The sequence below is a fragment of the Streptomyces sp. NPDC048434 genome, from assembly GCF_043200375.1.
Lineage (GTDB): Bacteria > Actinomycetota > Actinomycetes > Streptomycetales > Streptomycetaceae > Streptomyces.
In genome coordinates this window covers 1-12,143 of record NZ_JBICXQ010000062.1, presented here as the reverse complement: position 1 = coordinate 12,143, position 12,143 = coordinate 1, and the positions used below count along the sequence as shown (strand labels likewise).

Below are 12,143 nucleotides of genomic sequence, written 5' to 3'. Positions count from 1 at the left end.
GGTTGCTTGACCGGAGACCACCTCACTACCGATGTCCTGCGGTACCCGGGCTCAAGACTCCGCCCGGGCGATCCTGATGGCGCCTGGCTCCTCCGTTCTTCCCTCTGAGATCAATCACTTACCTACTACTGTCCTGCGCATTGCTCGGCGGCCTGTAACAGCACCACCTTCGGCAGCCAGCCCCGTTGCCCGTCCTGCGTTTGCTCTGGCTTAGAACCCCACTGCCGAACCTCCCGGTGCGCGCGTCCGCAGTCGACGCCTTCACCGAGGTGCTGCTCACTTAACTTCACTGCTGAGTACTGCTACTGCGTGAACTGCGGTACTGCTCGCGGCGGCCCCTGATCACTGCGGGCCGCCCGGTCCGGCCGTCAGTCCCGTCGCCGTCCTGCAACAACCGTGGCTTCGAAACTCCACCACCGCACCGTCTTGCGAACTGCAACTGCGGATAATGCTGCCCGGCAGTTCGTCTCTGTCGGGCCCTGCTGTCTCTCTGGCTACGAGAGAAACCATAGCCACACCACGACCCAATGTCTACTCCGGCCGACACAGATTTCTACGGCCCAGGTGGAGAGATAGTCGGCATCGCCCACGGGACGGGTGCGCGGCGGTCCCGCTCCGGCCAGGCTCACCCTCGCCGTGGGGCTGGTCCAGTCGAGCTGGCCTTGCAGGGCTTCGTCGGCCCACTGCAGCCGGCTGCGGCCGGTGACGACGAAGAAGGCGTTCGGCATCAGCCACACGACGCGTTGCAGGAGCCGCTCCAGGTCGCGGTGGGTGCGGTCGCCGATCTCCTCGAAGGCGTCCAGCAAGATCACCGGTGTCACGGCCTTGTCCGCGGGAAGTTGGGCGAGCTCCCAGGCCAGCAGGTGCGGGTAGAAGGAGAGCGCGTCCAGCTCTGGCTCGGCCTCCAGGAGGTCAGCGAGCCGGGCACAGCCGGCCAGCGCCCGCACCGACTGCCGGCGCTCGCGAAGAGCCCGCACCAGCGAGCCGGTCACCTGGCCGATCGCGGTGCCGACGGTTCCCGGCAGCAGCAGCGCCTGGGCGACGTCGCCGAGCGCGGACTGCACCTGCTGCGGCAGAGCCTTCCCGAACCGGCTCGCCAGTCCGCCGCGGCGCAGGTATTTCTCCAGCGGCTCGCCGGGATGCTGGTGCTCCCAGTACCGGCGCAGCGCCACGTCGAAGGCGGGCAAGCGGCGGCCGAGCTCGGCGAGCGCTGCCCGGATCGGTGCTGGCAGAGCGGGAGAGGTCGATCCGTACGGGCAAGATCCGCTCGCCGGACCAGGCCGGGGCGCCCCACTGTGCGGGCCGGTGGCCGACGTCGGCGAGCGAGGCCTCCATTTCGCGCGACAGCGTCGTCTTGCCGGTGCCGCCGACGCCGTGGAACACCAGCACGTTGTTGCGGGGCGCTTCGAAGTCGTCGGCGTCGAAGGCGCGGTCGGCGGTGTGCGGCGAGTGCGTGCGTGACCAGGTCCCACTGCGTATGACGGTTGGTGAATGCCTCTGCTGTCGTCAGCCCGCGGTCGTTGGTGCTGAACGGCGGCCGCAGATCTCGTCCAGCCACTTCACCCCCCCGGTAGATGATCAACCCGGCCCAACCTACGTTGCGCGGCGGGCCTTTGGACAAGCATCCCTTGCGCGGGGAGGCTGCCGCAGCAGGGCTTCCCGCCTTTCCCCGCTACGCGGCCGGTCAGGCGGCTGCCGTGCTGGTCAGGCCGGTAGGACAATGGCGGGTTCCCTTTCAAGATCCCAAGGAGGTGGTCGCTGTGTCCGACCCCAACGTCCCTGACTTCTCCGCGCTGGAGGGAGATGAAGACCAGCAGGCGTTCGATGCCGTCCGGGCGGTGGTGAGCTGGTACGCCGCCCAGATCGCCGCCGAGCACCGGGCGCCGGTGTCCGACGAGGCGCGTATGGAGGAGCTGAAGGCCGCCCGGCAGGCCGCTCTCGATGACCAGGCGCAGCTGGCGACTGCTGATCCGGAGGAGGCGGCCCGCGTCGCGGCCGTCTATGCGGCCGGCTCAAGGAGCTGACCAAGTCGTAGTCCGAGGTCCGGCGGGGGGAGCGGCAGTGGCCACAGTGGCGGGTGCGGCCGGTCGATCCGGGCCGGCTGCAGCCGGGCGGGCAGCGAGTGCGATGATCTCGTCCAGCTCACGGCGGTGCTGCGGCAGCGCCTTGCGCAGCGCCGCGTGCAGGGTGAGGACCTGGGTGGCCTCCTGCTCGGTGTATGGCCGCTGCCGCTCCGTTGCCAGCGCCCACGCTGCTCGTCGTCCACTGCCTTGCTCCTGGCGCAGCAGCGCCTGGCCACCCCGGCGGATCACCGTTATAGCCGCCAGCACCCACGCGATCGGGGAGCTGATGCTCGAAGTCGCCCCGGCCTATCTGCCCGACGCCGACGCGGCCGACGTTCTACAGGGAAAGTGGTCCGGCATACGACATCATCCGAATACCTCGGGGCGGAATCCAATCGCCATTACGCGTGGCAGCACCTGCGGACCCCGCAGCCTTTGCAGCAGGATGAGTGGGCTGGCGAGGTGGCCAGAGCCGTCACCACACTGCGAACCAGCGGACTCCTGAGCGAAGTGGCGGCCAAGTACGACTTGGTGACCCGGCTCATCGAACGGCAGGCGGCAGATGAGGCCACCGAGACGGATCTGCTCGCCGCGCTGCTGGTGATCCGGACGCTGCGCGACAAGCTACAGCTCGATGAGGGACGCATCGGCGCGGTGCGCGCCAAGCAGGTCACCTGGGCGCGGGTGGCCACTGCGCTGGAGATGCGCACCCACCAGGCCGCCGAGCGCCGTTACCCTGCAACTGCGCACCGACCTCGACGACACCTACGGCGACCCCCTGAGCCAAGCCGACCGCGTGGATTACTACCGGTCCCAGCGCGACCGTGGCGCCGAGGCCCGGTGGGCCGCCCGGCACCAGGACGAGATCGTCGCCCTGGCCCGCCGGCTCCTGGCCATCCCCGATCTGCAGCAGCGCGCAGACCGGTCCACCAACGCAGCGAGCGTCAACGCTCGGGCCGCCGAACTCGCCGAAAGGGCAGGCACGCCCCTTCCGGCACTCGTCCGCATGCCCTGGCCCGGCCTGCTCGCCGAGTGCCTGAAAGACAGCACTGACGCGGCGGAGAAGAAACAGATGCACATGCTCTTCGGCCTCATCAGGCACGCCGTCGACCCCAACTACATCGACCTGAGCGACCACGACGACATCGTTGGCGACGTCCGTCAGCTCTACCGCGATGCTGGCCCCCCGTCCCTCGCGTCGGCTATGAGCAGCGGCCGAGCTGGTCGTCGGTCTGCCCCAGCTGCTGAGCAGCGCCGCACTGGCGCGATGGCGAGTGCGCAACGTGGTGGGTGCAACGGAGAACCGCAACGCGGCCCTGTTGTCCCCTGGCACCACGGGAGCAGCGCGGTGCGTAGAGATGTGAAGGGCATGAGCCGGCCGGTGGTGGGGCAATTGCGTACACAGCGGTATTAACGCAGCCTCGGCCTGGGAACCCGTGTTGCGACAGTCGGAGAGGCCGGCTGCCGCGCTGAGAGGCGGTGTGCCGGGGGGCATGGCGGCGATGTGATTGCGGAGCTGACCACCGACCACCGTGAGGTCGATGACCTCTTCGAGCAGTTCAATGACGCCCCTCCTGGTGGTGAGGACCGTAAACGGCTGATGGATGCGCTGACGGTCGAGCTGGTACGCCACTCCGTCGCCGAGGAGCAATACGTCTACCCCGCGGTACGTGAACACCTGGAGGAGGGCGATGCGCTGGCGGACAAGGAGCTCGAAGACCACGCCCGCGTCGAGCAGCTGCTCAACGACCTCCAGCAGCGCGAGGCCACGGACGAGGACTTCGACCGGCTGGTACGCGAGTTGCACACCGAGGCCCGCGCACGTCGATGACGAGGAGAACAACCTCTTAGTACTGCAACGGTGTTTGTCGTGACGGTTGGGCAGACGGGTCGTTGGTCTGGTCATGGGTGGGGACCTTGCTGCTGTCAGGATGTGGGCCGGTGAACTGGACGCTGTGCACAACCGGTTCGTGCACAGGTTTTCCAGGACGGAGCCGCGGGAGTCGGCGCTTGCCTATATACGGGGACTGATCGCTCCACTGGAGCGCAAGAACGGCTGGACCCTGGCCGAACAGGCCGGTCATGCTGCTCCGGACCGTATCCATCGGCTGCTGAACCGGATCGAGTGGGAAGCCGATGAGGTCCTCGAGGATGTGCGCGACTACGTCGTCGAGCACCTCGGCGACCAGGACGCGGTGCTCATCGTGGACGACACCGGCTTCCTGAAGAAGGGGACCCGTTCGGCAGGGGTGCAGCGGCAGTACTCCGGGACCGCTGGGCGGACGGAGAACTGCCAGGTCGGCGTCTTCCTCGCCTACGCAACCTCATCCGGCCGGACGCTGATCGACCGCCGGCTGTATCTGCCCACCTCCTGGACCGACGACCGCGAACGCTGTCGCAGGGCCGGCATCGACGATGCGGTCGGCTTCGAGACCAAGGTCGTCATGGCCAAAAAGATGGTCCGCCGCGCGATCGCGGACAAGATCCCGTTCCGGTGGGTGACAGCGGATGCCGCCTACGGCTTCAGCAAGGGCTGGCGCCATGAGCTGGAGCAGGCCGATGTCTTCCACGTCATGGCCACCACCCGGCACGACACCGTCGTCACCCGCTGGGCCCTCGACCACCCCGTCCACGACCTGTTCACCGGCCTGCCCAGACAGAAATGGAAACGCCGCTCGTGCGGACGTGGCGCCCACGGACCGCGGGTGTTCGACTGGGCCCGCGTCGAAGTCCGACCCTGGCACCGCGAGGACCGCCAACACTGGGTTGTCGCCCGCCGCAGTGTCAGCCGGCCCGAGGAGATCTCCTACTACATCGCCTACTGCCCGGCCGGCACCACGCTGGACGAGTTGATCCATATCGCCGGCAGTCGGTGGGCCGTCGAAGAATGCTTCCAGACGGCGAAGCAGGAGTGCGGCCTGGACGACTACCAAGTCCGCCGCTATCCGGGCTGGCACCGCCACATCACCCTGGCCATGGCAGCACACGCCTGCCTGACCGTCCTGCGGGCCCGTGAACTTGATGCAGGGAAAGCAGAAACGGATCCTCCGAGCTCGTCCATCTCAGCCTCGCCGAGATCAGACGCCTGATCACCCGCCTCACCGACCGCCAACCCACACCCGTCCACCACATCCTGCACTGGTCACACTGGCGGCGAAAACGACAACACCAGGCCCGCATCAGTCACTACACACGACGCGGACACAGCCCATAAAACTGCCCAGCCATCAGAACAAACACCGTTGCAGTACTAGTGTCCTGAGTCAGTAATTCGTTCACAGTATGAAGCGAGCGCTTCGAGGATCTGGTCGGCTGTCTTGATCCAGATGAAGGGCTTGGGGTTTTCGTTCCAGGTGATGATCCAGGTGCGGATGTCTTTCTCCAGCGCCTGGACGGTTTTGTGGACTCCGCGGCGTATCTGTTTGTTCGTCAGCTCTGCGAACCATCGCTCTACGAGGTTCAGCCAGGAGGAGCTGGTAGGCGTGAAGTGCATGTGGAATCTGGGATGGGCCAGGAGCCACCTTTTGATGTCGGGTGTCTTGTGGGTCGCGTAGTTGTCACAGACGAGGTGGACTTCGAGGTCGTCTGGGATCTCTCGGGCGAGCTTGGTGAGGAACTTCCTGAACTCCGCCGAACGGTGGCGCCGGTGAAGGGAGCCGATGACCCGGCCGGAGGCGGCGTCGAACGCTGCGAAGAGGGTGGTGGTGCCGGGGCGGACGTAGTCGTGCGTGGCCCGCTCCGGGACTCCGGGCATCATGGGGAGGACCGGCTGAGACCGGTCCAGGGCCTGGATCTGCGACTTCTCGTCCACACACAGCACAAGAGCCCGTTCGGGCGGATCGAGATACAGGCCGACAACGTCGTGGACTTTGTCGACGAAGAACGGATCCGTGGACAGCTTGAACGTCTCGGAACGGTGCGGCTGCAGCCCGAAAGCCCGCCACACGCGGGCAACAGTAGACTGAGACAGACCCGTCTTTTTCGCCATGGACCGAGTCGACCAGTGCGTGGCGCTCTCCGGCTTCGACTCCAAAGTCCGCGCGATCAAGTCAGCGACCTGCTCGTCCAAGACGGTGCGAGGCCGGCTTGGACGCGGTTCGTCTTCCAGCCCGGCGAGCCTGTCGGCAAGAAAACGCTTCCGCCATTTCGACACCGTCTCCCGCGTCACCCCCATCTCGTCGGCGACCGATTTCGTCGAAACAGGGAACCCATCCTCACCCACCGCTTCACACGCCAGGATCAGACCGGCCCGAAGAGCCATGTCTTGAGCACCTTTCCGCCGCCGCACCCACCGCCCCAACTCGGTGCGTTCCACAGCAGTCAGGTCCAACGGCACAAGCTTCGGTCCCGGACGAGCCATCCTAGAACCATAGGCGAATTACTGACTCAGGACACTAGTAGGGCTTGGTCAGGTTGGTGTGGCGGCGGCGTGTCTTCTTGATCGGTGGTGTCGTTGATCGGGTGTGCTGGGTGGGGAGTTGGCCGCGGTCCGGTGTGATCTGGAGGACTTCGCGGCGGAGATGTTCGAGCCGTTCGGGCGGGTGGATCAGCGCCGGTGGGGTGCGGTCTATCTGCGGGGGCTGCTGCTGGAGGGCGGGCGCAAGTCAGTGGAGCCGATGGCCGCACGGCTGGGCCAGGCCGGCAACCGGCAGGCCCTGGCCCATTTCGTCACCTCCAGTCCGTGGCATGCGGCGCATGTCCGGGCCCGCCTCGCCTCGTGCATGCAGCAGGCCATCAAGCCCACCGCACTGATCATCGATGACACCGGGTTCCTCAAGGACGGCGACGCGTCCGCGTGTGTGACCAGGCAATACACCGGGACCGCGGGGAAGGTCACCAACTGCCAGGCCGGTGTGTCACTGCATCTGGCCTCCAACGGCGCTTCGGCGGCGGTGAACTGGCGTCTGTTCCTGCCCGAGAGCTGGGACCCTGCATCGCCGAAGGCGGATCCGGTCAAGGTGGCCCGCCGTGAGAAGTGCGCCATCCCCGCCCAGGTGGGCCATGTCGAGAAGTGGCAGCTGGCCCTCGACATGATCGACGAGACCCGGTCCTGGGGCCTTGATGTCCCCCTGGCCATCGCCGACGGCGGCTACGGGGACACTGCCGCCTTCCGGCTCGGCCTGGAGGACCGCGGTCTCGACTACGTGGTGGGCATCTCGACCACGACCACCGCGCAACCCGAGCACGCACGGCCGGGCACCCCGGACTACAACGGCCGGGGCCGACGGCCGGTCCCGGCCTACCCCGAGCCGGCCCAGAGGGTGAAGAGCCTGGTCATCGCGGCTGGCAAGTCTTCCGCGCGGCCGGTGCAGTGGAGGGAGGGTTCGCGGCCCGGCAGTGGCCGAAGCGGCCACAAGCGCATGTACTCCCGCTTCGTTGCCCTGCGCATCCGGCCCGCCGGACGCGAGATCCGCAAAGCCACGACCGGCGTCGAACTGCCGGTGCGCTGGCTGCTGGCCGAATGGCCCGCCGACCAGGACGAGCCCGTGCAGTTCTGGCTGTCCAACCTGCCCGAGAACACCCCGCTGCCCACCCTCGTCCGCACTGCGAAGCTCCGCTGGCGCATCGAAAACGACTACCGCGAGATGAAACAGGCCCTGGGTTTGGCCCATTTCGAGGGCCGCACCTGGCCGGGCTGGCACCACCACGTCACCCTCGTCTCGGCGGCCCACGCTTTCTGCACCCTCCAGCGACTGACCCGATCCCCAAAAGAGACGGCGTCGGCCTGAGCCATTACCGAGTCGTCCGCGAGGTGCAGTTACTCCTCGCGATCTGGACCGGCGCCTGCCCCACCTGTCACCGCGACATCCCCGACCCCGCACCAACCTGACCAAGCCCTACTAGTTGCCGGCCCACACTCGACCGGATCGATTCCCTATGTGACGTCTCGTTCCTCGGTGCTGCGCCTGTGCCTGGCTGTCTCGCTGCTGCCGTTGATGGGGCTCTGTCGGTGCGCACCGCCCGGCGCATCGGGGCCAGTTGGCCGCACCGAGGCGCTCGACGGCGAGCTGGGCGGGACCACCGCTTCAGTGGGTGCTTCCCGTAGCGGGTGGCGAAGATCTTCCAGAGCTTCAGGTGGGCGATGGCCTGTTCGACTGCGGCCCCGAGCGTGTTGGCGGAGTTCCCGTAGCCGGTTCACCCCGCTGAATGGGGCTCTTCGTCCCGGTCGACGACGGCTTCAACCGCACCATGGGATTCTCGACAACATCGGTACCGGCCTCGCCGCGAACCACACGCCAGGAGCAGGGGAACGCTGCCGCATCGCATCCCCACAGGCCGGCTCGGAAACATGGCCAGATACGTCCTACGTGACAGATTGGCCGATTGTAAGACCGCGACGTTGCCGGGGAGTTGGTGCGGGGGCATGATCACTGCTCGTATCTACCTGATCACTCATCCAGGAGCCGATACGTGATACGCCCAATCGCTTTGCGTGCTCTCCCTGTCGTCGCCGTGACCGGCGCCCCCGCCCTGCCCCTCGCCCAGGGAGCCCAGGCGGCCGCCCCGCCCCCCGTCGCCCCGGCGACCGCCGCTGTCGGCCATCCCGGCCAGGTCCGCCGGGGCGACACCGACTTCATGCGCTCCCATCCCCGCGTCGAGGTCCGCTACGGCGACCTCGGCCCCCCGGGCCGGGCCCGCGTCGTCGCCTCGGCGGCGACGCTGATGTAGCGAGGCACCGGTGCCGCCTGACCCGGGCGGCCCGCCGGCCACCAGGTCATGGCCGGCTCGGCCGCGCCGCCACCGCCGTCTCCCGCCTTTGCCGCATCGCTTTCCGCCTCGTGGCGGCGTTCCTTCCTGTTGCCGGCGCAGCGACCCAGGACAGTGCGGCTGAGGTCACGGAGCGGTTGCTTACCGCAAACCCTCATTGCGTCGTTCGCCGGCATGCCCCGTTTCACGAGATTCCACAACAAGGGAGTACTGATTTTCATGTACAAACGTCGGAGTTTACTCGCCTTCGCCACTGTGAGTGCGGTGATATGCACCGCTGGAGTCATGCCGTCGGTCAGCCATGCCGCCAGCGGCGGCGACGGGGAAAGGGAGGGGTCCTACGCCGAAACGCACGGTCTTACGGCGGAGGACGTCAAGAACATCAACGCACTGAACAAAAGAGCCCTGACTGCGGGTCAACCTGGCAATTCTCTGGCGGAATTGCCGCCGAGCGCCAGTGCGCTCTTCCGGGCCCCCGACGCTCTCGACGAGAGGGTGACCCCTCCCGCCGAGCCGCTCAACCGGACGCCTGACGCGTACCGGGCCTACGGAGGTAGGGCCACTACGGTCGTCAACAACTACATACGCAAGTGGCAGCAGGTCTACAGTCACCGCGACGGCAACCAACAGCAAATGACCGAAGAGCAGCGGGAAAAGCTGTCCTACGGCTGCGTCGGCATCACCTGGGTCAATTCTGGCCCCTACCCGACGAACAAATTGGCGTTCGCGTTCTTCGACGAGAACAAGTACAAGAGTAACCTGGAAAACAGCAGACCACGCCCCAATGAGACGCAAGCCGAGTTTGAGGGGCGCATCGTCAAGGACAGTTTCGACGAGGGGAAGGGTTTCAAGCGGGCGCGTGATGTGGCGTCAGTCATGAACACGGCCCTGGATAATGCGCACGACGAGGGGACTTACATAGACAACCTCAAGACAGTGCTCGCGAACTAAAATGTCGCTCTGCGATACGAGGACAGCCGCTCGAACTTTTACTCGGCGCTGAGGAATACGCCGTCCTTCAAGGAAAGAGATGGAGGCAACTACGACCCATCCAAGATGAAGGCGGTGGTCTACTCGAAACACTTCTGGAGCGGGCAGGACCAGCGGGGCTCCTCTGACAAGAGGAAGTACGGCGACCCGGATGCCTTCCGCCCCGACCAGGGCACAGGCCTGGTCGACATGTCGAAGGACAGGAATATTCCGCGCAGTCCCGCCCAACCTGGCGAAAGTTGGGTCAATTTCGACTACGGCTGGTTTGGGGCTCAGACGGAAGCGGATGCCGACAAAACCGTATGGACCCACGCCAACCACTATCACGCGCCCAACAGCGGCCTGGGCCCCATGAACGTATACGAGAGCAGGTTCCGGAACTGGTCTGCCGGGTACGCGGATTTCGACCGCGGAACCTACGTCATCACGTTCATACCCAAGAGCTGGAACACCGCCCCCGCCGAGGTGAAGCAGGGCTGGTCGTAACAGCCGGGTAGGAGGGCCGGGTCACCTGGCCCTCTCCCCCCCCCCAGCCCGCCACACGCCGGCGTCGATGCGGTCCCGGTCTTCTTCGGTCACACCCCAGCGGTTCAGGTGAGCCAGGACGAAGCGGCGTACGGTGCGCACGTGGCTCTTCTCGGCGGGCAGGGCGATCACGGCGTGCCGGCATCCTGGTTCAGGAAGCAGAAGCGGCGCCGGTGTCGATGTGCCGGCGGGGGCGCGTCCTTGGGGTCCCGGGGGGACAGCCGCGGAGGGACTGGCGTGCGCGTGGTGCATGGGGGAGGCCCTTCTCCCGTCGCGACGGCGTTGTTTTCCTGACGCCGTCTTCCTTCCTTACGCTGAGGCTGGCCGCACTGCTCGTCGCACTCGCTGTCAGGCAGAGGACACATACGGCCTTACGACGGCGTACGGGCCGCGATGGCCAGCAGTCGTTCGGTGTCCTCGTGGCTGAGGAGCAGGGCCCGGCCGACCGCGGCCAGGGTTTGGTGCTCGCTGGGGGTGTACGGTCCGTCGGCCAGGGCGATGCGGGCGCCCTGCAGCAGGATGTCCTCGCTCCCGGCGGGGGCCAGGTGAGGGGCGAGCGGGTCGAGGACCTCGTGGAGTTCGATGGTGAGCGCGGTGCCGCTGCCATCGATGCCCTCCTTTCCGGCGGCGAGAACGGCGTGGGCGACGGTGTGCACGGCGTCGCGGAGCATCGCTGAGAAGCGGGTGGTGGTGGGGTGGCCGAGGACGTCGGTCCGGAAGCAGGTCCGGCAGGCGGCGCATTCGACCACGGTTCCCGCGGTGCCGCGGGGGAGGAGGGGGATGCCGAGGAGAGCGAACCGATGGCGGCCGATGCGGCGCAGGTAGCTACGGTCGCCGCCGCAGCCGGGGCAGAAGAACTCGCCGTCGCCGACCGTGCGCCAGGTCGTGCGCACTCCCCATATGTGTGGCATCTGTCCCTCCGGCGGCTGCGTCCGATTCTCCCGGCACGGACTGCCGTCGGCCGGTGACACTTCGGCAACGGCGCCGTGTGATCGTGACATTGAAGATGGATTCCCACTCGGGTGTCGGTTCCGGTCCGGTGCCTTCACCGCATCAGTCCTTCTGTACAAGCAGGTCCTGGACGCCGGCGCGGACCTCGTCCGTGCCGAGACCGCGGACCGTCAGCGTCGTACGGCGGCGCAGCACGTCGTCGACGGTCTCCGCCCACTCGTGGTCTCGTGCAGAGACGACCTGTGCCCAGATCTCCGGGCCATCGGGGTGGATCCGCTCGCCCAGGGCCGGGTCCTCGCTGACCAGGTGGGCGATGTCGAAGGACAGCGACCCGTAGTGGGTGGCCAGGTGGCGCGCGGTCAGCGGGTCCATCTGCGCGCCCGCCTCCGGTGGACCAGCAGCCGGTGCGCGACCTCGTTGGGGTCGGCGAGGCCGGGCAGCGGTACCCGTGGTGGCGGGTGGGACACCGGCTTCATATCGCCGGTGAGGGAGTGGTGCAGCTGCGCCACTTTCCGCAGCACCGTACGGCCGATGTGGCGGTAGGTCGTGCACTTGCCGCCCGCGACCGACAGCATGCCACCGCACCCTTCGGTGACGACCGTCTTGCGTTTTGTCGACTCCACCCCGCCCGGCCCGCCGGGCAGCGCCCGCAGACCCGCGAAGGTGTACGTGATCAGGTCGCGCGACAGGTGCTCGTCGCGTACCGACAGCGCGGCCTCGTCCAGGATCTGCTGGATGTCGGCCCCGGTGGCGCGCACCTCCGCCGGGTCGCCCTCGTAGGCCTCGTCGGTGGTGCCCAGTAGCAGCTGGTCCTCCCACGGCAGGGCAAAGGTGAGGCGGTTCTTGTCGATCGGCGTGGCTATCGCGGCCTTCCACGGAGCTCTGCGCCTGAGGACGACGTGGGTG

General features: G+C 67.1%; 9 protein-coding genes and 3 pseudogenes. 8 read left to right on the top strand and 4 right to left on the bottom strand.

The annotated features are described in order from the left end of the window. Positions 1-494: 494 nt before the first annotated feature. On the bottom strand, positions 495-1,187 hold the full coding sequence (locus ACGFWI_RS38420; RefSeq protein ID WP_393910709.1) for a hypothetical protein: 693 nt from the start codon (positions 1,185-1,187) through the stop codon (positions 495-497). A 118-nt stretch (positions 1,188-1,305) separates the two neighbouring features. Between ACGFWI_RS38420 and ACGFWI_RS38415 the strand changes: the two genes are divergently transcribed. The 5 genes and pseudogenes from ACGFWI_RS38415 to ACGFWI_RS38395 all read left to right on the top strand — a co-directional run bounded on the left by ACGFWI_RS38415 (position 1,306) and on the right by ACGFWI_RS38395 (position 5,152). Further along, the gene (locus ACGFWI_RS38415) at positions 1,306-1,461 is read left to right on the top strand and encodes a hypothetical protein (protein WP_393910708.1); all 156 of its coding nucleotides are present in this window, start codon (positions 1,306-1,308) and stop codon (positions 1,459-1,461) included. Positions 1,462-1,760: 299 nt separating this feature from the next. Then, a complete protein-coding gene (locus ACGFWI_RS38410) occupies positions 1,761-2,024 on the top strand; it encodes a hypothetical protein (RefSeq protein WP_393910707.1) in 264 nt (87 codons plus the stop codon). 835 nt (positions 2,025-2,859) lie between these two features. Next, positions 2,860-3,477: a hypothetical protein gene (locus ACGFWI_RS38405; protein WP_393910706.1), complete on the top strand. Its 618-nt coding sequence runs from the start codon at positions 2,860-2,862 to the stop codon at positions 3,475-3,477. A 90-nt stretch (positions 3,478-3,567) separates the two neighbouring features. Next, a pseudogene (locus tag ACGFWI_RS38400) lies at positions 3,568-3,910 on the top strand (hemerythrin domain-containing protein); the annotation flags it as partial. A gap of 57 nt (positions 3,911-3,967) precedes the next feature. Further along, positions 3,968-5,152: an IS701 family transposase gene (locus tag ACGFWI_RS38395; protein ID WP_393910705.1), complete on the top strand. Its 1,185-nt coding sequence runs from the start codon at positions 3,968-3,970 to the stop codon at positions 5,150-5,152. Positions 5,153-5,313: 161 nt separating this feature from the next. Here ACGFWI_RS38395 and ACGFWI_RS38390 read toward each other — a convergent pair whose 3' ends face one another. After that, positions 5,314-6,423, bottom strand: a complete 1,110-nt coding sequence (locus ACGFWI_RS38390; protein WP_393910704.1) for an IS630 family transposase — start codon at positions 6,421-6,423, stop codon at positions 5,314-5,316. 160 nt (positions 6,424-6,583) lie between these two features. Between ACGFWI_RS38390 and ACGFWI_RS38385 the strand changes: the two genes are divergently transcribed. From ACGFWI_RS38385 to ACGFWI_RS38375, 3 genes and pseudogenes are all read left to right on the top strand, one after another. Next, on the top strand, positions 6,584-7,792 hold the full coding sequence (locus ACGFWI_RS38385; protein ID WP_393910710.1) for an IS701 family transposase: 1,209 nt from the start codon (positions 6,584-6,586) through the stop codon (positions 7,790-7,792). A gap of 700 nt (positions 7,793-8,492) precedes the next feature. Beyond that, positions 8,493-8,732 carry a hypothetical protein gene (locus tag ACGFWI_RS38380; RefSeq protein ID WP_393910703.1) on the top strand — a complete coding sequence of 80 codons (240 nt, stop codon included), beginning with the start codon at positions 8,493-8,495 and terminating at the stop codon, positions 8,730-8,732. Positions 8,733-8,780: 48 nt separating this feature from the next. Continuing rightward, positions 8,781-10,247 (top strand): annotated as a pseudogene (locus ACGFWI_RS38375) (protein-glutamine gamma-glutamyltransferase). A 410-nt stretch (positions 10,248-10,657) separates the two neighbouring features. Here ACGFWI_RS38375 and ACGFWI_RS38370 read toward each other — a convergent pair. Further along, positions 10,658-11,197, bottom strand: coding sequence for a TerB family tellurite resistance protein (locus ACGFWI_RS38370; protein ID WP_393910702.1), 540 nt, complete (start codon positions 11,195-11,197; stop codon positions 10,658-10,660). Positions 11,198-11,339: 142 nt separating this feature from the next. Continuing rightward, positions 11,340-12,143 (bottom strand): annotated as a pseudogene (locus tag ACGFWI_RS38365) (glycerol-3-phosphate dehydrogenase C-terminal domain-containing protein); the annotation flags it as partial.